Source organism: Brachybacterium rhamnosum (genome assembly GCF_039526185.1).
Classification (GTDB): Bacteria; Actinomycetota; Actinomycetes; order Actinomycetales; family Dermabacteraceae; genus Brachybacterium; species Brachybacterium rhamnosum.
The window spans coordinates 256,157-279,538 of record NZ_BAAAIS010000001.1 but is presented as its reverse complement, the minus strand read 5'-3'; the positions used below and the strand labels follow the sequence as shown (position 1 = coordinate 279,538).

At 70.6% G+C, this 23,382-nt stretch carries 19 protein-coding genes; 16 read left to right on the top strand and 3 right to left on the bottom strand.

The genetic code is table 11. From position 1 onward, the window contains the following. Positions 1–4 precede the first annotated feature (4 nt). The 8 genes from ABD080_RS01295 (at position 5) to ABD080_RS01260 (ending at position 9,286) form a co-directional block, all read left to right on the top strand. On the top strand, positions 5–295 hold the full coding sequence (locus tag ABD080_RS01295; protein WP_137771213.1) for a YggT family protein: 291 nt from the start codon (positions 5–7) through the stop codon (positions 293–295). An 82-nt stretch (positions 296–377) separates the two neighbouring features. Beyond that, a complete protein-coding gene (locus ABD080_RS01290) occupies positions 378–1,112 on the top strand; it encodes a DivIVA domain-containing protein (protein ID WP_343903375.1) in 735 nt (244 codons plus the stop codon). Next, on the top strand, positions 1,109–1,717 hold the full coding sequence (gene lspA, locus ABD080_RS01285) for a signal peptidase II (protein WP_343903374.1): 609 nt from the start codon (positions 1,109–1,111) through the stop codon (positions 1,715–1,717). The genes ABD080_RS01290 and lspA overlap by 4 nt, the downstream gene beginning before the upstream one ends. After that, positions 1,714–2,643, top strand: a complete 930-nt coding sequence (locus ABD080_RS01280) for an RluA family pseudouridine synthase (protein ID WP_264450418.1) — start codon at positions 1,714–1,716, stop codon at positions 2,641–2,643. The genes lspA and ABD080_RS01280 overlap by 4 nt, the downstream gene beginning before the upstream one ends. A 26-nt stretch (positions 2,644–2,669) precedes the next feature. Beyond that, positions 2,670–3,416 (top strand): hypothetical protein, encoded by a 747-nt coding sequence (locus ABD080_RS01275; protein WP_137771210.1) that lies wholly within the window; start codon positions 2,670–2,672, stop codon positions 3,414–3,416. A 151-nt stretch (positions 3,417–3,567) separates the two neighbouring features. Beyond that, positions 3,568–7,137: a DNA polymerase III subunit alpha gene (gene dnaE / locus ABD080_RS01270; protein ID WP_343903373.1), complete on the top strand. Its 3,570-nt coding sequence runs from the start codon at positions 3,568–3,570 to the stop codon at positions 7,135–7,137. Between the two features lie 13 nt (positions 7,138–7,150). Then, on the top strand, positions 7,151–7,981 hold the full coding sequence (locus ABD080_RS01265) for an endonuclease/exonuclease/phosphatase family protein (RefSeq protein WP_343903372.1): 831 nt from the start codon (positions 7,151–7,153) through the stop codon (positions 7,979–7,981). Positions 7,982–8,074: 93 nt separating this feature from the next. After that, positions 8,075–9,286, top strand: a complete 1,212-nt coding sequence (locus ABD080_RS01260) for an acyl-CoA dehydrogenase family protein (RefSeq protein ID WP_343903371.1) — start codon at positions 8,075–8,077, stop codon at positions 9,284–9,286. A 72-nt stretch (positions 9,287–9,358) separates the two neighbouring features. On the opposite strand, the gene ABD080_RS01255 is transcribed toward ABD080_RS01260, so the two are convergent. Next, complete coding sequence (locus tag ABD080_RS01255; protein WP_343903370.1) at positions 9,359–10,960, bottom strand: flotillin family protein; 1,602 nt, start codon at positions 10,958–10,960, stop codon at positions 9,359–9,361. A 181-nt stretch (positions 10,961–11,141) separates the two neighbouring features. On the opposite strand from ABD080_RS01255, the gene ABD080_RS01250 reads away from it, so the two are divergent. Then, entirely contained in the window at positions 11,142–12,479 is a 1,338-nt protein-coding gene (locus tag ABD080_RS01250) for an MFS transporter (RefSeq protein WP_343903369.1), read from the top strand. Between the two features lie 128 nt (positions 12,480–12,607). Here ABD080_RS01250 and pgi read toward each other — a convergent pair whose 3' ends face one another. Further along, positions 12,608–14,308, bottom strand: a complete 1,701-nt coding sequence (pgi, locus tag ABD080_RS01245) for a glucose-6-phosphate isomerase (protein ID WP_137771206.1) — start codon at positions 14,306–14,308, stop codon at positions 12,608–12,610. A 188-nt stretch (positions 14,309–14,496) separates the two neighbouring features. Here pgi and ABD080_RS01240 point away from each other — a divergent pair, with 188 nt between their 5' ends. The 7 genes from ABD080_RS01240 (at position 14,497) to ABD080_RS01210 (ending at position 23,058) form a co-directional block, all read left to right on the top strand. Continuing rightward, positions 14,497–16,146 (top strand): peptide ABC transporter substrate-binding protein, encoded by a 1,650-nt coding sequence (locus ABD080_RS01240; protein ID WP_137771205.1) that lies wholly within the window; start codon positions 14,497–14,499, stop codon positions 16,144–16,146. Between the two features lie 119 nt (positions 16,147–16,265). After that, the gene (locus ABD080_RS01235; RefSeq protein WP_137771204.1) at positions 16,266–17,195 is read left to right on the top strand and encodes an ABC transporter permease; all 930 of its coding nucleotides are present in this window, start codon (positions 16,266–16,268) and stop codon (positions 17,193–17,195) included. Further along, complete coding sequence (locus ABD080_RS01230) at positions 17,185–18,141, top strand: ABC transporter permease (RefSeq protein ID WP_259360351.1); 957 nt, start codon at positions 17,185–17,187, stop codon at positions 18,139–18,141. The genes ABD080_RS01235 and ABD080_RS01230 overlap by 11 nt, the downstream gene beginning before the upstream one ends. Continuing rightward, positions 18,138–19,949 (top strand): dipeptide ABC transporter ATP-binding protein, encoded by a 1,812-nt coding sequence (locus ABD080_RS01225; protein WP_343903368.1) that lies wholly within the window; start codon positions 18,138–18,140, stop codon positions 19,947–19,949. Before ABD080_RS01230 ends, ABD080_RS01225 begins: the two co-directional genes overlap by 4 nt. A gap of 162 nt (positions 19,950–20,111) precedes the next feature. Continuing rightward, positions 20,112–22,028 (top strand): translational GTPase TypA, encoded by a 1,917-nt coding sequence (gene typA / locus ABD080_RS01220; protein WP_259360349.1) that lies wholly within the window; start codon positions 20,112–20,114, stop codon positions 22,026–22,028. Beyond that, complete coding sequence (locus ABD080_RS01215) at positions 22,025–22,477, top strand: hypothetical protein (protein ID WP_205750647.1); 453 nt, start codon at positions 22,025–22,027, stop codon at positions 22,475–22,477. The genes typA and ABD080_RS01215 overlap by 4 nt, the downstream gene beginning before the upstream one ends. Further along, on the top strand, positions 22,474–23,058 hold the full coding sequence (locus ABD080_RS01210; protein ID WP_137771201.1) for a CDP-alcohol phosphatidyltransferase family protein: 585 nt from the start codon (positions 22,474–22,476) through the stop codon (positions 23,056–23,058). Before ABD080_RS01215 ends, ABD080_RS01210 begins: the two co-directional genes overlap by 4 nt. Here ABD080_RS01210 and ABD080_RS01205 read toward each other — a convergent pair. Continuing rightward, positions 22,997–23,257 carry an acetyltransferase gene (locus tag ABD080_RS01205; RefSeq protein WP_137771200.1) on the bottom strand — a complete coding sequence of 87 codons (261 nt, stop codon included), beginning with the start codon at positions 23,255–23,257 and terminating at the stop codon, positions 22,997–22,999. The two genes, ABD080_RS01210 and ABD080_RS01205, sit on opposite strands and share 62 nt — an antisense overlap. Positions 23,258–23,382 lie beyond the last annotated feature (125 nt).

Sequence of the window (23,382 nt, the reverse complement as noted above, 5' to 3'; positions counted from 1 at the left end):
CTCGATGGCCGTGATCGCAGGAGTGCTGTACATCGCACTCCTGCTCTACATGATCGTGCTCGTGGCGCGCCTGGTCCTGGAATGGATCCAGGCGTACTCGCGCGACTTCCGGCCGACCGGCCTCGTGCTGGTGCTGTTCGAGGTGGTGTACACGCTGACCGACCCTCCCGTGAAGGGTCTTCGCCGCCTCATCCCGCCCATCCGGCTCGGGGCGGTCTCGCTGGACCTCAGCCTCATGATCGTGCTCCTCGTGGGCTGGATCCTGCTGGGAGTCCTGGGGCGCGTCGCGGTCTGACCGCGACGCCCTGCACGATCCGCTACTCTGTCCAGCAGCGCGCAAGCGCGTTCGGACCCAGACTGCAACGAGAAGGTGACCCATGGCTCTGATGCCCGATGACCTGCTGAACAAGCGGTTCACCCCGGTGCGGTTCTCCGAGGGCTACGACATGGACGAGGTGGACAACTTCCTCGACAATGACATCCTGCCGCGCCTGCAGGAGCTCATCGACGAGAACAGCCGGCTGACCAAGGAGCTCGAGGAGGCGCACAACCGCGTCGCCGAGCTCGAGTCCGCCCAGGCAGCCTCCACCGAGGTCCCGGCCGAGCAGGCCGAGGGGACCGCCGCCCCCGTCGCAGCCGTCGCGGAGACCCCCGAGGTCGACGAGACCGCCCCGCAGACGGTCGTGGACGAGGCCCCTTCGACCACCGAGACCGTCGCCGCCGAGCAGCCCGCTCCCGTGGTCGAGCAGTCCGCGGAGGCCCCGGCCGCCGAGACTCCCGCCGCCGCCCCGGCGCCGACCGACGCCGCGGGCATCATCGCCCTCGCGAACCGCCTGCACGACGAGTACGTCAAGAACGGTGAGGACGAGCGCGACCGCCTCATCGCCGAGGCCAACGACGAGCACAAGCGCATCGTCGGCGAGGCCGAGGAGAAGTCGGCGAGCACCCTCGCGGCGCTCGAGAAGACCAAGGCGGATCTGGAGAAGTCGATCGAGGGTCTGCGCACCTTCGAGCGCGACTACCGCAACCGCCTGCGGAACTACCTCGAGAACCAGCTCCGCGAGCTCGACACCGACGAGACGCAGGACAAGCAGGCGAACTTCGGCCTGTGAGCCAGCCCGCCTCCTCCTCGACGAGCGCCGGACCCGTGGGGTCCGGCGCTCGTCGCCGTGCGGGCCTCCCGCTGCCCGCGGTGCTCGCGATCGTCGTGCTGCTCGGCACCATGGTCCTCGTGCTCGACCAGGTCTCGAAGAACTGGGCCGTCGCGAACCTGCCGCTCCTGGAGCCGCAGCCGTTCCTCGGTGAGCTCCTCCAGCTGACGCTGCTGTACAACACCGGCGCCGCCTGGGGCATGGGCGCGGAGATCACCCCCGTGGTCACCGTCCTGCAGATGGGCATCGCCGCCGGCGTCGTGGTCTTCGCCGTGAAGGCGGTGCGCTCGCCCTGGTACGCGATCGCCCTCGCCCTGATCCTCGGCGGGGCCCTCGGCAACATCCACGACCGCCTGCTGCGCGAGCCCGGTCCCTTCCACGGCGGCGTCGTCGACTTCCTCGAGCTGCCCCACTGGCCCGTCTTCAACGTCGCCGACATGGGCGTGGTGGGCGGCGCGGTGCTCGTCGTGCTGCTCGGCGTCCTCGGCGTCGCGACCGACCCCGGCGCCACGGACCGCGAGGACCACACGACCGAGGCCCCCGCGCCCGAGGAGGGCGAGGCGTGAGCAGCGAGCGCACACTCATGGTCCCGGACGGTCTCGCCGGCGACCGCGTGGACGCGGGGCTCTCCCGGATGCTGGGGCTCTCCCGCACCCGCGCCGCGGATCTCATCGACGCCGGCCACGTGGAGATCGACGGCAGCGCCGTCGCCTCGCGCTCCGTGCGCCTCGAGCCCGGCATGATGCTCTTCGTGCACCTGCCGGACGAGGCGCCCGCCGTCGCGGTGCGCCCGCAGATCGCCCCCGGCATGAGCCTCGTCCACCAGGACGAGGACCTCGTCGTGGTCGACAAGCCGGTGGGCGTCGCCGCGCACCCGAGCGCCGGCTGGTCAGGCCCCACCGTGCTGGGGCACCTCGCCGCCGCCGGCGTCTCCATCCGCACGAGCGGCGACGCGGAGCGCCAGGGGATCGTCAGCCGCCTCGACGTGGGCACGAGCGGCCTCATGGTCGTCGCCCGCACCGAGCGCGCCTACACGACGCTCAAGGACGCCTTCCGGGCCCGTGAGGTCGGCAAGGTCTACCACGCGGTCTGCCAGGGCCGCCCGGATCGCGGCGCGGGCACGATCGAGGCGCCGATCGGGCGCTCCCCGCACCACGACTACAAGTTCGCGGTGCGCCAGGACGGCAAGCACTCGGTCACCCACTACTCGACGCTCGAGGAGCTCTCCGGCGCGACGCTGCTGCGGGTGAAGCTCGAGACCGGCCGCACGCACCAGATCCGCGTGCACATGGCCGCCCTGCACCACCCGCTCGTGGGGGACCCGCTCTACGGCGCCGATCCGACGCTCGCCGAGCGGGTGGGCCTGCGGCGGCAGTGGCTGCACGCCATGGAGCTGACCTTCGTGCACCCCGTCTCCCGGGAGCAGGTCACCTTCTCCTCGCAGTACCCGAGCGATCTCCAGCACGCGCTCGACGCCCTGCGCGACGCCTGAGCCGCCCGGCCGGATACGGTCGACCCATGAGCCCCGCGAGCGAGAACCCGCAGCGCCCCTCCCGCGACCGCGCCCTCGAGCGGGCGGCGTTCCCCTGGTCCCGGGTGGCCGGTGTGCTGGGCCTGGACCCTGAGGAGGCGGAGCTCGCGCTCCGCGACGAGGACCGCACGCGTGAGGCGGTGCTCGCCGCGAGCCGCGCCCACCTCGCCGCGGACGACGACCGCCGGGCGGGCCGCGTGCCGGACACCGCCATCGCCGCCCATCCGGACTTCCCGACCGGGATGGGCATGAGCCTCATCGGCGCCGGCGTGCTGTGGGAGGTCACGGACCTCGTGCCGCAGATCGCCCTGCGCGTCGCGAAGGACCATCACGAGGACGGCGACGAGGAGCTCGCCGCGAGCTTCGCGGCGATGGTGGCCGAGTTCGCCCGGCCCCCGGAGGACGACGCCGTCGCCTGGGCGGCGCAGTCGCTGCTCGTGGACGTGTTCACCCGCGCCGGCAGCCCCGACCGGGCGGACGCCCTCGCCCGGGACCTCGCCGCGCACGCCGTGCCCCTGGACCTGTGGCGGGACGACGACCCCGCCCTGCCGGACGACTCCATGGCCTGGCACGGCGGCGCCTTCGTCGAGGGCATGCCGCCCCGCCGCGACGGTCGCGCCCTCACCTTCGAGGAGGCCGCCGAGTACGTCGACTCCCTGCTCACGGACAGCCTGCGCGAGCGCGAGGCCGAGGGCGACGGCACCGGGGACGGCCCGGGCGAGCGCCCGGCCTGATCCCTGTCCCGGCCCGTCGGACGCCCCCCGGAGCCGCCGCCGAACGCCCCGCGGGCCCCGGGGATTCCCCTGCGCCCCGACCCGCCGGGGTGACCTCCGTGACCCCCGTCGCGCGGCACGTCGGGGCCGCGGGATGACTACGCTGGAGCGCATGGCTTCCGCGGGTAACGACGACTTCGTCCATCTCCACGTCCACACCGACTACTCCCTCCTGGACGGGGCGGCGAAGATCGACAAGCTCGTCGCCGAGGCCGCCCACCAGGGGCAGAGCGCGGTCGCGATCACCGACCACGGGTACCTCTTCGGCGCCTACGAGTTCTACCGCGCGGCGACGAACGCCGGGGTGAAGCCGATCATCGGCGTCGAGGCGTACGTGACGCCCGGGACCAGCCGGCACGACCGCACGCGCGTGCAGTGGGGGACCAAGGAGCAGCAGCTCGCCGGCGACGACGTCTCCGCGCGCGGCGCCTACACGCACATGACCCTGCTGTCGAGGTCGACCGAGGGCATGCACAACCTCTTCCGCCTGGGCTCCGCCGCCTCCCTCGACGGCCAGATGGGCAAGTGGCCGCGCATGGACCGCGAGATCCTCGCGAAGTACGCGCCGGGCCTCATCGCGACCTCCGGCTGCCCCTCCGGCGAGGTGCAGACCCGGCTCCGCCTGGGACAGGTCGACGAGGCCATCAAGGCCGCCGGCGAGTTCCAGGACATGTTCGGCAAGGAGAACTACTTCATCGAGCTCATGGACCACGGGCTCGACATCGAACGGCGGGTCACGAAGGGCCTGCTCGAGGTGTCGAGGGCCGTGGGTGCCCCGCTCGTCGCGACCAACGACCTCCACTACGTCACCGAGCAGGACGCGACCATCCAGGACGTGCTGCTGTGCATCAACTCCGGGTCCAAGCTCACCGACCCGGACCGCTTCAAGTTCGACGGCTCCGGCTACTTCCTGAAGTCCGCCCAGCAGATGCGCGAGCTGTTCCGCGAGTTCCCCGAGGCGTGCGACAACACGCTGCGGATCGCCGAGATGTGCGACGTCGCCTTCACGACGACCGCCGAGGGCGCGAACTACATGCCGCACTTCCCGACCCCCGGCGGCGAGGACGAGGACTCCTGGTTCGTCAAGCAGGTCCAGGACGGCCTCGAGTACCGCTACCCCGCCGGCATCCCCGACAACGTCCAGCAGCGCGCGGACTACGAGGTCGGGATCATCCTCCAGATGGGCTTCCCGGGCTACTTCCTCGTCGTCTCCGACTACATCAAGTGGGCCAAGGAGCAGGGGATCCGCGTGGGACCGGGCCGAGGCTCGGGCGCCGGCTCGATGGTCGCCTACGCCATGCGCATCACCGACCTCGACCCGATCGAGCACGGCCTGCTCTTCGAGCGGTTCCTCAACCCCGACCGCGTCTCCATGCCCGACTTCGACGTCGACTTCGATGATCGCCGCCGCGGCGAGGTCATCGACTACGTCGAGCAGAAGTACGGCGACGACAAGGTCGCCCAGGTCGTCACCTACGGCGTCATGAAGACGAAGAACTCCCTCAAGGACGCCGCCCGCGTCCTGGACTATCCCTTCGCCGTCGGCGACCGGATCACGAAGGCGCTGCCGCCGGCCGTGATGGGCAAGGACATCCCGATCAAGGGGATCTTCGACCCCGAGCACAAGCGCTATGCGGAGGCGACCGAGTTCCGCCGCCTCCACGACGAGGACCCGGACGTCCAGAAGGTCGTCGGGATCGCGAAGGGCGTCGAGGGCCTGACCCGCGGCTGGGGCGTCCACGCCTGCGCGGTCATCATGTCCAGCCACACCCTCACCGACATCATCCCGATGATGCGCCGCCCCTCCGACGGCCAGATCATCACCCAGTTCGAGTACCCGACCTGCGAGACGCTCGGCCTGCTGAAGATGGACTTCCTGGGCCTGCGCAACCTCACGGTGCTCTCCGACGCGGTGCAGAACATCGAGCGCAACGGCAAGGAGCCCGTCGACCTCGAGCAGCTGCCCTTCGACGACCCCGCCACCTACGACCTGCTCCAGCGCGGCGACACGCTCGGCGTGTTCCAGCTGGACGGCAGCGGGATGCGCACCCTGCTGCGGCAGATGAAGCCTGACAAGTTCGGCGACATCACCGCCGTCTCGGCGCTCTACCGCCCGGGCCCGATGGGCATGGGCTCGCACACGAACTATGCGCTGCGCAAGAACGGCCTGCAGCCGATCACGCCCATCCACCCGGAGCTCGAGGAGCCGCTCGCGGAGATCCTCGGCGAGACCTACGGCGTGCTCGTCTACCAGGAGCAGGTCATGCAGACCGCGCAGAAGGTCGCGGGCTACAGCCTCGGCGAGGCGGACATCCTCCGCCGCGCCATGGGCAAGAAGAAGAAGGCTGAGCTGGACAAGCAGTACGTCTCCTTCGAGGCCGGTATGAAGGAGCACGGCTACTCCGACGCCGCCGTCGCCGCGCTCTGGGAGACCCTGCTGCCCTTCGCGGACTACGCCTTCAACAAGTCCCACTCCGCCGCCTACGGCGTGGTCTCCTACTGGACCGGGTACCTCAAGGCGAACTACCCGACCGAGTACATGGCCGCGCTGCTCACCTCCACGCAGGAGAACCGCGACCGGCTCGGCCTGTACCTGGGCGACTGCCGCCACCGCGGGATCACGGTGCTGCCGCCCGACGTCAACGAGTCGGACCTGTACTTCTCCGCCGTCGGCGACGACATCCGCTTCGGCCTCTCCGCGATCCGCAACGTGGGCGCGAACGTCGTGGAGGAGATCATCAGGGCCCGAGAGGAGAAGGGCGCCTTCACCTCCTTCACCGACTTCCTCGACAAGGTGCCGCTCAGCGTCTGCAACAAGCGCACGATCGAGTCGCTCATCAAGGGCGGCGCCTTCGACTCGCTGGGCCACAACCGCCGCTCCCTCGTGCTCATCCACGAGGACGCCGTGGACTCCGTGGTCGACGTCAAGCGCAAGGAGGCCCAGGGCCAGTACGACCTCTTCGCGGACATGCTCGGCGGGGGCGGGGCCGACGACGGCATGGCCACCGGCTCCGCCGCGACCCTCACGATCCCCGAGCTGCCCGAGTGGGACCGCAAGGAGAAGCTCGCCTTCGAGCGGAACATGCTGGGCCTGTACGTCTCCGACCACCCGCTGTACGGCCTCGAGCACGTGATCGCGCAGAACTCCTCGATCGCGATCAGCGCCCTCGCGGACGACGGCGCCGTCGAGGACGGCACGATGGTCACGATCGCGGGGCTCATCACGACCCTGCAGCGCAAGACCACCAAGAAGGGCGACATGTGGGCGATCGCCACCGTCGAGGACCTCGAGGGCGCGATCGACTGCCTCATGTTCCCCTCGACGTACATGACCGTCGCCTCCGAGCTCGCCGAGGACCTCGTCGTGTCGATGAAGGGCCGGGTGGACACCTCCAAGGGCATGCCCGAGCTGCGCGTCATGGAGATGACGATCCCCGAGGTGGGCTCCGGCCCGGACGGCCCCGTCACGCTCGTCCTGCCGGCGATGCGCGCGACCTCGAAGGTCGCCGAGGGCATCCGCGGGGTGCTCGAGGACAACCCGGGCTCGAGCGAGGTGCACCTGCGGCTCCAGGAGCCGGGCCGCACGACGCTCATGCAGCTGGACAAGCGGCTCTCGGTGACGCCCTCGCCCGCGCTCTACGCCTCGCTGAAAGCGCTGCTGGGTCCCGGCTGCCTGATGTGACCAGGGCAGCGCCGTGCGCGTCGCGACCTTCAACATCCACCACGGTGCGGACGCCCGCGGTCGCCTCGACCTGACCCGCACGGCCGCGGCGATCGCCGCGACCGGTGCGGATCTCGTCGCCCTCCAGGAGGTCGACGTCCGCTTCGGCGTGCGCTCCCGGGACCAGGATCAGGCGTCGCTGCTGGGCGAGGCGCTCGGCATGCACGTGCGCTTCGGGCCCGCGATCGTGCGCGGGGAGGGCGACGGCTACGGGGTCGCCCTCCTGAGCCGTGCACCGATCGGGCAGGCGGTCATGCATGTGCTGCCCGGGGCGCCGGGTCCCCGGCCGCTGCGGGAGCCCCGCGGTGTGCTCGACGCGCGGGTGGAGGTGCCGGGGGCGGGGCCGGTGCGGGTGCTCGTCACCCATCTCGACCACGACCACCGGTCCCATCGAGACGTCCAGGTGCGGGAGATCCTGCGCCTCGTCGCGGAGGACGCGGGGCCCGTCGTGCTCCTGGGGGATCTCAACGCCGATCCCTCCGCCCCCGAGCTCGCGGGCCTGCGGCGGTGCGGCTTCCGCGACGCCGCGATCGAGGTGGCGCGGCAGCGCAGGTGGGGGACGGTCGCTCGCGCCCCGGACGGGACGCCTCCAGGCGGCGCCCCGTCGCGCGCAGCGCGGGTCCTGTCCCTCGCGCGCGCGGTGGTCCCGCACGGGCCCGTGCGGGCGACCTGGCCGGTGCGCCTGCCGGTGCGACGGCTCGACGCGATCTGGCTGCGCGGCCCCGTCCGGGCCCGGGAGCTGCGCGTGGTGAGGAGCACGGCCTCCGACCACCGCCTCATCGTCGCCCACCTCGACCTCGGCTGAGCCGCGCGGGGACCCGTGGGAGGCGGGGGTGACCTGCAGGAAGAACGGCCCCGGAGCGCGCCGGTGCGGGGCCCGTCGGCTTACGGTAGGACCATGAGCCTCGAGACCGATCTGCTGCCTGATGCCCTGCTGGCCACGATCCGCGAGCGTGCCGTCGTGCACGACCGGGAGAACACCTTCCCCGAGCAGGACCTCGCGGACCTCCGCGAGCGCGGCTACCTGCGCCTGCTCGTGCCGGAGGAGCTCGGCGGGCTCGGCGCGAGCCTGCTCGAGGCGACCCGCGTGCAGCGCCGGCTCGCGCAGGCCGCCCCGGCCACCGCCCTCGCCATGAACATGCACCTCGTCGTCACCGGCGCCGCGCTGCACGCCCACCGGCTGGGTGTCACCGCGGTGCGCACGGTGCTCGAGGAGGCCGCGGCGGGGGAGCTGCACGCCTTCGGGATCTCCGAGGCCGGCAACGAGGCGATGCTCTTCGACTCCTCGACCCATGCCGTGCCGGACGGCGAGGGCGGCTTCCGCCTCACCGGCACCAAGATCTTCACGTCCCTCGCCCCGGTCTGGGACCGGCTCGTGGTCCACGGGCGGATCGCCGAGACCTCGGAGAGCGACCCGCGGCTCGTGCTCGGCGTCCTCGAGCGCACGGACGCCGTCGAGGTGCTCGAGGACTGGGACACCCACGGCATGCGCGCCTCCCAGTCCCGCACGACGCGCCTGCACGAGGCGCCGCTGAGCGCCGACCGCGTGCTCACGCAGACCCCCGTCGGCCCCCACGGGGACCCCTTCGTCATGGGGATCTTCGGCGCCTTCGAGCTGCTGCTGGCCGCGGTGTACACGGGCCTCGCTGAGCGGGCCGTCGAGCTCGGCGCGGGGGTCGCGACGACCCGCCGCAGCGTGACCCGCGGGATCCTCCACGCCGACGACCCGGACGTGCGCCGGCGCCTCGCACGCGCGGCGATCGCCCTGGACGGCTCCGTGCTCCAGATCGAGAAGCTCGCCGCGGATCTCGACGCGCTCGGCACGGGGGAGCGGGGCGCGGGGACCACCGACCACGGGCCGCGCTGGTTCCTGCAGCTCTCCGGCGTGAAGTCCCGCTCCACCGAGGCCGCGATCGCTGCCGTGGACGAGGTGCTGCGCGCGAGCGGCGGCGCGCATTTCTTCCGCCGCAGCGAGCTCGAGCGGCTCTCCCGCGATGTGCGCGCGGGCATGTACCACCCCTCGGACGAGGAATCCGTGCAGTCCTCCTACGCCAAGGCGCTGCTGGGCGAGATCGGCGACGCGGAGCGACCGGGAGCCGATCGCTCCTGATCGGACGACCGGGAACACGGCGCGCCCCGGCACCTCGCAGGAGGGACCGGGGCGCGCCGTGCGGTGGGGAGGTCAGTCCTCCGCGGGGGCATCCTCCTCGGAGGGGGCCGGCCGGACCGCGGGAGCCGCTGCCGGTGCCGACGGGGCGGACGAGGCGGACACGGCAGGAGCCGGGGCGGAGGAGCTCTCCGCCTCGGCACGCACCGCACGGCCGCCCTCGGAGGCCCGCTGGAGGGTCTCGCCGAAGTCGATCCCGGTGGTGGAGCTGACCATGTCGAGCACCTGCGCGAGGCCCACGGAGATGTTCTGCCCGATCTTCGCCTCGCCGTCCGTGGAGAACACGGAGAGCTTGTCGATGTTCGAGTAGGGCTTCGCGAGCTCGCCGGCGACCGTCGGCAGCACCTCGAGCACCTGCGCGAGCACGGCGGCGTCGTTGAACTGCTTGTACGCCTCCGCGCGGGCGCGGGTGGTCTCCGCCTCCGCGTCGCCCTTGGCGCGGATGGATGCGCCCTCGGCCTCGCCCTGGGCGCGCAGGGAGTCGGCGCTCGCCTGACCCTCGAGGCGCACGGCCTCGGCGTCCTTCGAGCGGCGCTGCAGCTCGACCTCGGCCTCGGCGCGGCCGCGGGCCTCGATCGCGTGGGCCTCCGCGTCGGCGGAGACCTTGCGGGACTCGGCGCGGTTGCGCTCGTCGGTCAGCTGCGCCTCGGAGTCGGCGATGCGTGCGTACTTCTTGGAGTCCGCGTCCTGCTGCTCGGCATAGCGCTTGGCCTCGGCCGGCTTGTGGACCTCGGCGACGAGCTGCTTCTCGCGCAGGTCGTTGTTGCGGACCGCGATGAGCTCCTCCTGCTCGATGATCTTCTGCTGCTGGGCGGCGCGGGCGAGCGGGCCGGCGGCGTCGGCCACGGCCTGGCGGGCGTCCGTCTGCTCCTTGATCTCCGCCTGGCGCAGGTCGAAGGCCTGCTTGGACTCCGCCTCCTGCTGGAGGTTGAGGTTCTTCGCCTGCGTGGACTCACGGTTCGCGTCGGACTCGGCGATCGCGGCGCGCTTGGCGACGAGCGCGGCCTCGGGCCGGCCCCAGTCGCGGAGGTAGGAGCCGTCGTCCTCGACCGCGGAGATCTGGAAGGTGTCGATGACCAGACCCTGGTTGTTCATCGAGTGCTCGGCCTCGGCCTGCACCTGGCTCGCGAAGGAGGCGCGGTCGCGGATGATCTGCTCGACCGTCAGGGTGCCGACGACGGCGCGCAGGGTGCCGGAGAGGATCTCCTGGGTGTAGTGGTCGATCTGCTGCTGCTGATCGAGGAAGCGCTGCGAGGCCTTGCGGACGTCGTCCACGTTGCCGCCGACCTTCACCTGCGCGACGCCCCGCAGGCGCAGGAAGATGCCGTTCATCGAGTATCCCTCGACCTCGACGGGGATCTGGCGCGAGCTGAGGCTCAGCACGAAGGCGCGGTCGACGATGGGGCGCACGATCGCGCGGCCGCCGATGACGACGCGGGCGCCGCCGGACTCGAGGTCGATGTCCCCGGTGGGGGTGGCCTTCGCGCCGCGGCCGGTGATGATGAGCGCCTCGTTCGGTGCGGCGATGCGGTAGCTGCGCAGCAGCACGAGCAGCAGGATGAGCAGCACGACGATCGCGACGGCTGCGATGCCGATGATCGGCACCAATGCTTCCATGGGGTCCCCCTCCAGCGATGGCACAGCGCGGCCCCGGGCACGCACTGTCGGTCCCGGTGATCCTCCCAGGTGGGGGAGGCGAGTGGCGAGCGCTGTCCGAGGTCGGGACCCAGCCGTGACCCGGGTCCAGGATGCGGATGGCATGTCCCGGATGGTGAGACCCGGGCGTATCGTCGCGCAGGTGAGTACGACAAGCACCTCCTCCGCGCCGGCAGCGGCGCCCGCGAACACCCGAGGGCGGGTGATCGGGGCCTCGATGATCGGCACGACCATCGAGTTCTTCGACTTCTACGCCTACGCGACCGCCGCCTCGCTCGTGTTCCCGGCCCTGTTCTTCCCCAAGCAGGACACCACCACGCAGCTGCTGAGCTCTTTCGCGATCTTCGGCGTCGCCTTCTTCGCCCGGCCCATCGGCTCGATCATCTTCGGGCACTTCGGCGACCGGATCGGCCGCAAGAAGACCCTCGTCGCGAGCCTCCTCGTCATGGGCATCGCGACCTTCCTCATCGGCCTGCTGCCCTCCGCCTCGACGCCCGGCTTCGCCGTCGTCGCCCCGACGATCCTCGTGCTGCTGCGCTTCTGCCAGGGCATCGGCCTCGGCGGCGAGTGGTCCGGCGCCGCGCTGCTCGCGACCGAGAACGCCCCCGAGGGCAAGCGCGCCCTCTACGGCACCTTCCCCCAGCTGGGCGCCCCGATCGGGTTCATCCTCTCGAACGTGCTGTTCGTGATCCTCAGCCTCACCCTCGACGAAGCGCAGTTCGCCTCCTGGGGCTGGCGGATCCCGTTCCTGCTCTCCGCGGTGCTGGTCGTCGTGGGCCTCTGGGTGCGCCTGAAGCTCATGGAGACCCCGGCCTTCCAGAAGGTCCTCGACGAGCAGCGTGTGGCGACCGTGCCGCTCGCGCGCGTCTTCACGACCGCCTGGCGCCCGCTCATCGCGGCGACCCTCGCGATGGTCGCGACCTACGTCCTCTTCTACCTGATGACGGCCTTCCTCACCGTCGTCGGCACCACCCCGGCGGACGCCGCGGTGCCGGGCCTCGGCTACGAGCGGGCGGGCTTCCTCACCCGGCTCATCATCGGCGTCGTGTTCTTCGGGATCTTCACCCTGGTCTCCGGCCCGATGGCGGACCGCCTGGGCCGCCGCCGCCACCTCATCGGCGTGACGATCGGGATCGGCGTCTACGGCTTCCTCGTGCAGCCGCTGCTGCACGCGGGCGACGCCGGCGTCATGACCACCCTCATCATCGGCTTCTCGCTCATGGGCCTGACCTTCGGCCCCATGGCGTCCTTCCTGCCGGAGATGTTCAAGGCCGACGTCCGCTACACGGGCAGCGCCATCAGCTACAACATGGCCTCCGTGATCGGTGCGGCGCCCGCGCCGTACGCGCTCATCGCCCTGTGGGGCGCCGGGGACGGGAAGCTGTGGCTCGTGGGCGGCTACCTCACCCTCGCCGCGCTCATCACGCTGATCTCGATCACGATCGGCAAGGAGACCAAGGACGTCGACTTCCTCCAGTGAGGGCCCTGCGCCACCGACGCCGACGGGGCGCCGTCACCGGGATGCTCCCGGCGACGGCGCCCCGTCGTCATGCTGTGCTGTGCTGTGCTGTGCTGTGCTGTGCTGCGGTGCCGCCGTGAGCGCTCCGCTCAGGCGCGGTGCTCGCGGTAGTAGCGGATGAGCCCCGCGGTGGAGGCGTCCTCCGCGGCGATCGCGGACTCGTCACCCGCGACCGCGGGGGCGAGGCCCTTCGCGAGCTGCTTGCCGAGCTCCACGCCCCACTGGTCGAAGGAGTTGATGCCCCACACGGCGCCCTGGACGAAGGTGATGTGCTCGTACAGCGCGATGAGCTGGCCCAGCACGGACGGGGTCAGCGCGGGCGCCATGATCGAGGTCGTCGGGCGGTCGCCGGAGAACTCGCGGGCCGCGACGAGCGCACCCTCGGTGCCCTCCGCGCGGACCTCGTCGGCCGTCTTGCCGAAGGCGAGGGCCTTGGTCTGCGCGAAGAAGTTCGCGAGGAACAGCTCGTGCACGTCCTGCTCGCCGTCCTTGAGCGGGCGGGCCGGGGTCGCGAAGGCGATGAAGTCCGCCGGGATGATCCGGGTGCCCTGGTGGATCAGCTGGTAGAAGGCGTGCTGACCGTTGGTGCCGGGCTCGCCCCAGAAGACCTCGCCGGTCTCGGTGACGACGGTCGAGCCGTCCCAGCGCACCGACTTGCCGTTGGACTCCATCGTCAGCTGCTGGAGGTAGGCGGGGAAGCGGTGCAGGTACTGGGAGTAGGGGAGGACCGCGTGGGTCTCCGCCTCGAGGAAGTTCACGTTCCACACGTTCAGCAGGCCCATGAGCAGCGGCACGTTCTGCTCCGCCGGGGCGGTCGCGAAGTGCTCGTCCATCGCGTGGAAGCCGGCGAGCAGCTCCTCGAAGACCTCCGGGCCCAGCACCGTCGAGAGCACGGTGCCGATCGCGGAGTCCACGGAGTAGCGGCCGCCCACCCAGCTCCAGAACCCGAAGGCGTTCTCCGGGTCGATGCCGAACTCGGCGACCTTGTCGAGCGCCGTGGAGACGGCCACGAAGTGCTTCGCGACGGCCTCCTTCTCCTGCTCCGCGGTGAGGCCCTTCGCCCGGAGGCCGTCGAGCAGCCAGGTGCGCACGAGGCGCGCGTTGGTGATCGTCTCGAGGGTCGTGAAGGTCTTCGAGGCGACGATGACGAGAGTGGTCTCGGGGTCGAGGTCCGCGGTGGTCTCGTAGGCGTCCGTCGGGTCGATGTTCGAGATGAAGCGGGCGGTGAGGCCCTCCTGCGCGTAGGGCTTCAGCGCCTCGTAGACCATGACGGGGCCCAGGTCCGAGCCGCCGATGCCGATGTTCACGACCGTCTCGATGCGCTTGCCGGTGACGCCGGTCCACTCGCCGGAGCGGACCTTGGTCGCGAAGTCCGCGATGCGGCCCAGCACCTCGTGCACGTCGTGGTCGACGTCCTGGCCGTCGACCACGAGGGCGGGGGAGGCCCCGGCGGGGCGGCGCAGCGCGGTGTGCAGCACGGCGCGGTCCTCGGTGGTGTTGATGTGGGCGCCCGCGTACATCGCGTCGCGGCGCGCGAGCACGCCGGTCTGCTCGGCGAGCTGGAGGAGGAGGTCCACGGTCTCGGCGGTGACGAGGTTCTTGGAGAGGTCGACGTGGAGGTCGGCCGCGTCGTGGGTGAAGCGGACGGCACGCTGCGGGTCCTCGGCGAACCACTCGCGCAGGGAGCCGCTGATCTCGGCGTCGTGCGCCTCGAGCGCCTCCCACGCCGGGGTGGTGGTGGGATCGACCGGCGCGGTGGCGCCGCTGACAGGGGCATCAGGAGAAGTCATGGCCCCATTCTCCACCCGGAGCGCGCGGGCGGGTGTGCGCGTGCCCTGTGTTCCTGGGAACCGTCCTGGGGTATCCGAGACCGAAGCGTTACCGCCGGGTGGACAAAGGTTGACAACCCCTGGTGCACACTTGACGTCACGGCGCCCGGTGTAGTCGGCGCCACACACAGCACTCCCAGGAGATCCACATGGCCCTTTCGCGCCGCTCCATGATGCTCGGCACCGCTGCCACCGGCGTCGCCGCAGCCACGCTCGCCGCCTGCACCGGTGGCTCCTCCGGCGGTTCCGGCGGATCAGATGGCGGATCCGGCTCCGGTGAGATGATCTTTGCGAACACCACCGAGCCCGAGAACCCGCTCGTCCCGACGAACACCGGAGAGGTCGGCGGCGGTCGCGTCGTCACCTCGATCTTCGCCGGCCTCGTGTACTACACGGCGGACGGCAAGGCCGAGAACGACCTCGCGGAGTCGATCGAGTCCGACGACAACCAGCACTGGACGATCAAGATCAAGTCCGGCCTGAAGTTCTCCGACGACTCCGACCTCACCGCGCAGTCCTTCGTCGACGCCTGGAACTTCGGTGCGAACGCCGCGAACGCCCAGCTGGGCCAGTACTTCTTCGAGCCGATCGAGGGTTACGCGGATCTGTCCAAGGAGGACGTCGCCGCCGACGCGAAGCTCCCCGGGCTCGAGGTCGTCGACGACACCACGTTCACCGTGCAGCTCGTCTCCGCGCAGTCCGACTTCCCGAACCGCCTCGGCTACTCGGCCTACATGCCGCTCCCCGCGAGCGCCTTCGACGACATCGAGGCGTTCGGCGAGAAGCCGGTCTCGAACGGCCCCTACATGGTCGACTCCTGGACCCATGACAAGGAGATCGTCCTCGTCCCGAACCCGAACTACGACGGCCCGCGCAAGGCCAAGAACTCGGGCATCACCTTCGTGGTGTACGACAGCGACGAGACCATGTACAACGATCTCCTCGCGGACAACGTGGACGTCATCGACCAGATCCCCACGTCGCAGCTGCAGAACTTCGAGAGCGACCTCGGCGACCGCGCGGTCAACGATCCGGGCGCCGTCTTCCAGTCCTTCACCCTCCCGGGTTACGACTCGAACTTCGAGGGCGAGGCCGGTGCGCTGCGTCGCGAGGCGATCTCGCGCGCGATCGACCGCAAGAGCATCTGCGACAGCCTCTTCTTCGGCACCCGCACCCCGGCGACGGACTTCGTCGCGCCGGTGATCCCCGGTGGCGGTGCGACCGACATCGAGGGCGCTGACGTCCTCGAGTTCGACGAGGCCAAGGCCAAGGACCTGTGGGCGCAGGCGGAGGCGAAGAGCCCCTTCAAGGGACCGCTCACCCTCGCGTACAACGCGGACGGACCCCACGCCGACTGGGTCGAGGCTGTCTGCAACTCGCTCAAGAACACCCTCGGCATCGAGGCGAACCCGACCCCGTTCCCGGCCTTCGGCGAGATGCGTGAGCAGATCCGCGCGCGGAAGCTCATGGGCACCTGGCGCTCGGGCTGGCAGGCGGACTACCCGTCCATGTACAACTTCCTGGGCCCGCTCTACGGCTCCGGCGCGGCGGACGGCAACGGCTCGAACGACGGCGACTACAAGAACCCCGAGTTCGACCAGCTCCTCTCGGACGGTCTCGCCGCCGAGAGCGAGGACGAGGCCATCAAGATCTGGAAGCAGGCCGAGGCGCTGATCATGCGCGACCTGCCCGTCGTCCCGCTCTGGTACCAGAACACCTTCGGCGGCTACTCGTCGCTCGTGTCGAACGTCGAGTACGGCTGGGACACCGTCCCGCTGTACTACGAGATCACGAAGTGATCGCCGCTTCCCACGAGTGACCTGCTGAACCACCCGACAGCGGGAACCGGATCCCTCCGGTTCCCGCTGTCGCACGCCCGGGGGTCCTCGCGCCCCGCCCGACTTCGAAAGAGAACGACGTGATCTGGTACATCGTGCGGCGACTGCTGCAGATGATCCCCGTCTTCCTCGGCGCCACGCTCATCGTCTACCTGCTCGCGTTCGCCGCCTCCGGCGATCCGATCCTCACCCTCGCGGGGGACAAGCCGATCTCCCCGGCCGTCGAGCAGCAGCTGCGCGCCCAGTACAACCTGGACAAGCCCGTCATCATCCAGTGGCTCATCTACCTCGGCAACGTGGTGCGGCTGGACTTCGGCGTGGGCTTCAACGGCCGGCCGATCGCCGATCAGATCGCCGCCGCATTCCCGGTGACGATCCGTCTCGCGATCATCGCCGTGATCGTCGAGACGGTGTTCGGCGTCATCGCCGGAGTGATCTCCGGCCTGCGCAAGGGCAAGCTCATCGACACGACGCTCCTCATCCTCTCGCTGCTCGTGATCGCCGTCCCGACCTTCGTGCTCGGCTTCGTCGCCCAGTTCATCCTCGGTGTGAAGCTCGGCATCGCCCCGATCAACGTGGGTCGCGACCCCAGCTGGCAGAACCTGCTCGTCCCCGGGTTCGTGCTCGGAGCGGTCTCCTTCGCCTACGTCCTCCGGCTGACGCGCACCTCGATCGCAGAGACGGTCGGAGCGGATCACGTGCGGACGGCGACGGCCAAGGGCCTCTCCCGGGGCGGAGTCGTCACCAAGCACATCCTGCGCAACTCCCTGATCCCCGTGGTCACCTTCATCGGTGCGGACCTGGGCGCGCTGATGGGCGGTGCGATCGTCACCGAGAGCATCTTCAACATCCCCGGAGTCGGGACCCTGCTGTTCCGCTCCATCAATGCCGGCGAAGCCCCGATGATCGTGTCCCTCGTGACCCTGCTCGTGATCATCTTCCTGCTGTCCAACCTCATCGTGGACCTGCTCTACGCCGTGCTCGACCCGAGGATCCGCTATGCGAAGTGATAACCGCGCCCCTCAGCGCCCGAAGGCCCAGCACTGGGTCGCCCCGCTCGACGAGACCCCGCTGCAGGAGGTCGATGCTGCGGACACCTCATCGACGCCTCGCTCGCTCTGGGCCGAGGCCGTGCACAATCTGGTGCGCAACCCGGTGTTCATCATCTCCGCGCTGCTGATCCTGCTCGTGCTCTTCGTCGCCGCGTTCCCCGGCGTGTTCACGAGTCAGGACCCCACGTACGGCAACCTCTCCTCGGCCAACAAGCCTGCGAGCGCGGAGCACCCCTTCGGCACGACGAGGCAGGGCTACGACACGCTGGCCCGCACGGTGTGGGGAACCCGCACCTCGGTGATCATCGGCTTCTTCACGATGATCTGCTCGACGATCCTCGGTGGCGCGATCGGAGCCCTCGCCGGCTACGTCGGCGGCTGGATCGACGAGATCGTCTCCCGCATCACGGACATCTTCTTCGCCGTCCCGATGATCCTCGGGGCGATCGTCATCGCGACCCGACTCGGCGAGATGAACATGTGGACCGTCATCATGGTCCTGAGCATCTTCGGCTGGACCAACGTCGCCCGCATCATGCGCGGCGCGGTGATCTCGACGAAGAGCCAGGACTTCGTCACCGCGTCGACGGCGCTCGGCGCCGGGAGCCTCACGAACCTCCTGAAGCACGTGATCCCCAACGCGATCGCCCCCGTGATCGTCACGGCCACGGTCAACCTCGGCGTCTTCATCGTCGCGGAGGCGACCCTGTCGTTCCTGGGGGTCGGGCTCCCCACGTCGGCCGTCTCCTGGGGCGGCGACATCTCCCGTGCGAGGGATGCCCTGCGCAACCAGCCGATGATGCTGTTCTACCCCTCTGTGGCGCTCGCGACCACCGTGCTGAGCTTCATCATGCTCGGTGACGCCGTCCGCGACGCCCTGGACCCGAAGGCGAGGAAGCGATGAGCGCCGCACCTGACAGCGCCACGAAGCAGCCCCTGCTCGAGATCAGGGATCTCGAGATCACGTTCACGACCTCGACCGGGCCGGTCCGAGGTGTGCGCACCGCGAATCTCGAGGTGTACCCCGGGGAGACCGTCGCGATCGTCGGCGAGTCCGGCTCCGGCAAGTCGACGACCGCGATGAGCATCGCGCACCTGCTGCCCAAGAACGGGAGCATCACCCGCGGCCAGGTCCTCTTCGAGGGTCGCGACATCACGCATGTCTCGGAGAAGCAGATCCGGGCCCTGCGCGGCGACCAGCTGGGCCTGGTCCCGCAGGACCCGATGAGCAACCTCAACCCCATGTGGAAGGTGGGGTCGCAGATCACCGAGGCACTCGCCGCGAACGGCATCGCCAAGGGCGCCGCCGCGAAGCAGCGCGCCGTGGAGCTGCTCGAGGAGGCGGGCCTGCCGGACGCGAAGCGCCGCGCCGGCCAGTACCCCCACGAGTACTCCGGCGGCATGAAGCAGCGAGCGCTCATCGCCATGGGTCTCGCCGCCCGCCCCAAGCTGCTCATCGCCGACGAGCCGACCTCCGCGCTCGACGTCACGGTGCAGCAGCAGATCCTCGACCACCTCGACACCCTCACGGGCGAGCTGGGCGTCGCGGTGCTGCTGATCACCCACGACCTGGGGCTCGCCGCCGAGCGCGCCCAGCACCTCGTGGTGATGTACAAGGGGCAGGTCGTCGAGTCCGGTCCCGCGCTCGAGATCCTGCAGTCCCCGCAGCACCCTTACACCAAGCGCCTCATCGCGGCCGCGCCGAGCCTCGCCTCGCGGCGCTTGGTCTCCGCGACCGAGCGCGATGAGGTGCGTGAGCAGGCGCAGGAGCACGCCGTCGGTCAGTCCTCGGAGCAGGCGCGCGGTCCGATCATCGAGGCCCGCAACCTGACCAAGGTGTTCCCGATCCGCGGCAGCGTCCCGTGGCGCACCACGCCGTTCACCGCCGTGGACGACATCTCCTTCTCCCTCGAGCGCGGCACCACCACCGCGATCGTCGGCGAGTCCGGCTCGGGCAAGTCGACCGTCGCGCAGATGGTGCTGAAGCTCCTCCAGCCCACCTCGGGCCGGGTGCTCTTCGAGGGCAAGGACGTCACCACCTACAAGGGGTCCGCGCTGAAGACGCTGCGCCGCCGCGTGCAGCCGATCTTCCAGAACCCCTACGGGACGCTCGACCCGATGTACTCGATCTTCAGCACGATCGAGGAGCCGATGCGCCTGCACGGCATCGGCGACGCGAAGAGCCGCGAGGCGAAGGTCCGCGACCTGCTCGACAAGGTCGCGCTGCCGGCGGCGATGATGCGCCGCTTCCCCAACGAGCTCTCCGGCGGCCAGCGCCAGCGCGTGGCGATCGCCCGCGCCCTCGCGCTGGACCCCGAGGTCGTCGTGTGCGACGAGGCGGTCTCCGCCCTCGACGTGCTGGTCCAGGACCAGGTGCTGCACCTGCTCAACGATCTCCAGGCCGAGCTCGGGCTGTCCTACCTCTTCATCACCCACGACCTCGCCGTGGTCCGCCAGATCGCGGACCGCACCCTGGTCATGGAGAAGGGGAAGCTCGTGGAGCAGGGCTCGACCGACGAGGTCTTCCACTCCCCGCAGCAGGACTACACCCGGCGCCTGCTCGCCGCGATCCCCGGCGGCTCCATCCCGCTCGCGGGCGCGGAGACGATCGACGTCGAGGCGCCCGCCGGGCCGGCCGACGAGACCGTCACGGAGCACGGCGAGGGCCCGGAGGACATCATCGATCCCTTCTCCCAGGCCGGTCACGTCTGAGCCGTGAGCGCAGAGGGCGTCGAAGCTCTCATCCCTGACTCCTGAGGAATCCTGGGCCGGACCGTTAGAATCGGTCCGGCCCAGGAGCATGTCGTGCGGGGGACCCGCGACGTGAGCAGCTGGACCGTGCCCCGCACCTCCGTCAGAGACGAGCTCCCGCGCATGACCCTCCAGCACCGCAACGACCTGCGAAACGTCGCCATCGTCGCCCACGTCGACCACGGCAAGACCACCCTGGTCGACGCCATGCTCACCCAGGGCGGCGCCTTCGGCGACCACGACAAGCACGACGAGCGGGCGATGGACTCCGGCGAGCTCGAGCGCGAGAAGGGCATCACGATCCTCGCGAAGAACACCGCCATCCGCTACACCGGCCCCTCGGCCGAGGCGATCGGTGAGCCCGAGGGCATCATCATCAACGTCATCGACACCCCCGGCCACGCCGACTTCGGCGGCGAGGTCGAGCGCGGCCTGTCGATGGTGGACGGCGTCGTGCTCCTCGTCGACGCCTCCGAGGGCCCGCTCCCGCAGACCCGCTTCGTGCTCCGCAAGGCGCTCGCCGCGAAGCTCCCCGTGATCCTCGTGGTCAACAAGGTGGACCGCCCCGACGCCCGCATCGACGAGGTCGTCGGCGAGGCCACCGACCTCCTCCTCGGCCTCGCCGAGGACCTCTCCGACGAGGTCCCCGACCTCGACCTGGACGCGCTCCTGGACGTGCCCGTCGTCTACGCCTCCGGCAAGGCCGGCCGCGCGAGCCTCACGAAGCCTGCCGACGGCGAGCTGCCCGACTCCGAGAACGTCGAGCCGCTGTTCAAGACGATCCTCGAGTCGATCCCCGCCCCGAGCTACGACGACGAGATGCCGCTGCAGGCCCACGTCACCAACCTCGACGCCTCTCCGTTCCTGGGACGCCTCGCGCTGCTGCGCGTGAAGAACGGCGAGCTCACCAAGGGCCAGCAGGTCGCCTGGTGCACCCAGCACGGGACCACCAAGACCGTGAAGATCACCGAGCTGCTCGAGACCAAGGGCCTCGCCCGTGAGCAGATGACCCGCACCGCCCGCCCCGGTGACATCGTCGCCGTCGCCGGCATCCCCGAGATCATGATCGGCGAGACCCTCGCCGACGTCGAGGACCCGCAGCCCCTGCCGCTGATCACGGTCGACGAGCCGGCGATCTCCATGACCATCGGCATCAACACCTCCCCGCTCGCCGGCAAGAACGGCAAGGGCCACAAGCTCACCGCCCGCCAGGTGAAGGACCGCCTGGACCAGGAGCTCGTGGGCAACGTGTCCCTGCGCGTGGTCCCCACGGACCGCCCGGACTCCTGGGAGGTCCAGGGCCGCGGCGAGCTCGCGCTCGCGATCCTCGTCGAGCAGATGCGCCGTGAAGGCTTCGAGCTCACCGTCGGCAAGCCGACCGTGCTGACCCGTGAGATCGACGGCAAGACCCACGAGCCCGTCGAGCGGATGACGATCGACGTCCCCGACGAGTTCCTCGGCACCGTCACGCAGCTCATGGCGAGCCGCAAGGGCCGCATGGAGACCATGAGCAACCATGGCTCCGGCTGGGTGCGCATGGAGTTCGTGGTGCCCTCGCGCGGCCTCATCGGCTTCCGCACCCGCTTCATGACGGAGACCCGCGGCAACGGCATCGCCTCCTCCTACGCGGACGGCTACGAGCCGTGGATGGGCGCGATCGAGTTCCGGGCCACCGGCTCGCTCGTCGCGGACCGCCCGGGCGTCGTGACCCCCTACGCGATGATCAACCTCCAGGAGCGCGGCTCCTTCTTCGTGGAGCCCACGAGCGAGGTCTACGAGGGCCAGGTCGTCGGCGAGAACTCCCGCAACGAGGACATGGACGTCAACATCACGAAGGAGAAGAAGCTGACGAACATGCGCGCCGCCAGCGCCGACTCCTTCGAGAACCTCGTGCCGCCGCGCAAGCTCACGCTCGAGGAGTCCCTCGAGTTCACGGGCGAGGACGAGTGTGTCGAGGTCACCCCGGAGATCGTGCGGATCCGCAAGGTGATCCTCAACGCCGGGGAGCGGGCCCGCTCCCGTTCGCGCGCGAAGAAGTGAACATCCGGCGCACCGTCGGGCACGCGGCCTTCGCCGTGCTGCCCACGGTGCTGTCGGTGCTCGTCCTGGTCACCGTGCACCGCCTGACGCTGGACCTGCTCGGGATCACGATCCCGGCCGGCCTGCTGCTGTGCACGGTCTACCAGGTGATGACCTGCGCGTTCCTCTGGGCGGTCACCGGGTCCCGGCTGCCGCTCGCGGTCTCCGGGGCGCTGTGGGGCATCCTCGCCACGCCGTTCCTCGGCAACGGGGCCGGCGGGGGAGTGCTCCTGCCCGGGGTGATCGGTGACCAGGCGCAGTACTCCGGCTGGATCGTGCAGGGCCTCGGCATGGGGATCCCGTTCCTCGCGGCGGGTCTGCTGAGCCTCCCCGCGGTGCGTCGCCTCGAGCAGGCGCGCACCCGTGCCCGGGAGGCGCGTGCCCGCGCGGAGGAGGGGCAGCGGTCGTGAGCACGGACGCGGCGGATCGCGACTGGGCCACGCTGCCCAACGCCGTGACCCTGCTGCGGCTCGTCCTGCTCGCCCCCGTGTGCGTGCTGCTCGCGCGCGGCCCGGACACCCTCGCCGTGGTCCTGCTGCTGGTGTGGGCGAGCACCGACTGGGTCGACGGCCTGCTCGCCCGCACGCTCGGGCAGACCAGTCGGGTGGGGGAGATCATCGACCCGATCGCGGACCGGATTGGGCTGGTCGCGATCGTGCTGACCCTCGCCCTCGCCGGGCTGCTCCCGTGGGCGGCGCTCGTCGTGATCCTGCTCGTCGACCTCGCCGTCACCGCGCTCGCCTCGGGCGCCGCGCTCGGAGGCCGGATCCGCGTCTCCTGGCTCGGGAAGATCCGCACGGCGCTGCTCATGACCTCCGTGTTCCTGCTGGCCGCGGCCGCCGCCTGGGCCCCGGGTCTCGTGGGCGCCGTGCAGGTGCTGCTGTGGGTCGGCGTCGCGGTGCACGTGGTGAGCGGGGCCGGCTACGTGCTCAGCGCCCGGAGCTCCCGTCACGGCGCTCCGGCGGAGGCGGGACCTCCTTCGCGGCGATGACCAGGGGGCGCGGTACCCGCATCTCGCCGCGCCGGGTCATGACGGTCACCGCGCGCTCGTCCGTCGCGGTGATCGTGCCGAGCGCGTCGCTCATCCGCTCGCCGCAGGGAGCGGTCGCCGGATCGATCGCGTGGCGAAGTGTGACACGCCGTCCCACCTCGAGGAACGGTGCCCATCCGGGGCGGGTCTCGCTGGTCATCCCCCGAACATAGCGCCCGCCGCTCGGCGGCCGCGGTGTTCGACGGATCACGTCTGCGCGGCATCCGGCGGTCGGGGCTCCGCCGCCCGCCCCGTCGGTGCGATGATGGTGCGGTCACCCCGTGG

What these genes read in the sequence shown, in the direction of transcription:
- ABD080_RS01225 (WP_343903368.1), top strand. Translation starts at nt 18,138, where the DNA reads ATGAGCGCCGCACCTGACAGCGCCACGAAGCAGCCCCTGCTCGAGATC.
- ABD080_RS01230 (WP_259360351.1), top strand. Translation starts at nt 17,185, where the DNA reads ATGCGAAGTGATAACCGCGCCCCTCAGCGCCCGAAGGCCCAGCACTGG.
- ABD080_RS01260 (WP_343903371.1), top strand. Translation starts at nt 8,075, where the DNA reads ATGAGCCTCGAGACCGATCTGCTGCCTGATGCCCTGCTGGCCACGATC.
- ABD080_RS01205 (WP_137771200.1), bottom strand. Translation starts at nt 23,257, where the DNA reads ATGACCAGCGAGACCCGCCCCGGATGGGCACCGTTCCTCGAGGTGGGA.
- ABD080_RS01295 (WP_137771213.1), top strand. Translation starts at nt 5, where the DNA reads ATGGCCGTGATCGCAGGAGTGCTGTACATCGCACTCCTGCTCTACATG.
- ABD080_RS01255 (WP_343903370.1), bottom strand. Translation starts at nt 10,960, where the DNA reads ATGGAAGCATTGGTGCCGATCATCGGCATCGCAGCCGTCGCGATCGTC.
- dnaE (WP_343903373.1), top strand. Translation starts at nt 3,568, where the DNA reads ATGGCTTCCGCGGGTAACGACGACTTCGTCCATCTCCACGTCCACACC.
- typA (WP_259360349.1), top strand. Translation starts at nt 20,112, where the DNA reads ATGACCCTCCAGCACCGCAACGACCTGCGAAACGTCGCCATCGTCGCC.
- ABD080_RS01275 (WP_137771210.1), top strand. Translation starts at nt 2,670, where the DNA reads ATGAGCCCCGCGAGCGAGAACCCGCAGCGCCCCTCCCGCGACCGCGCC.
- ABD080_RS01240 (WP_137771205.1), top strand. Translation starts at nt 14,497, where the DNA reads ATGGCCCTTTCGCGCCGCTCCATGATGCTCGGCACCGCTGCCACCGGC.
- pgi (WP_137771206.1), bottom strand. Translation starts at nt 14,308, where the DNA reads ATGACTTCTCCTGATGCCCCTGTCAGCGGCGCCACCGCGCCGGTCGAT.
- ABD080_RS01290 (WP_343903375.1), top strand. Translation starts at nt 378, where the DNA reads ATGGCTCTGATGCCCGATGACCTGCTGAACAAGCGGTTCACCCCGGTG.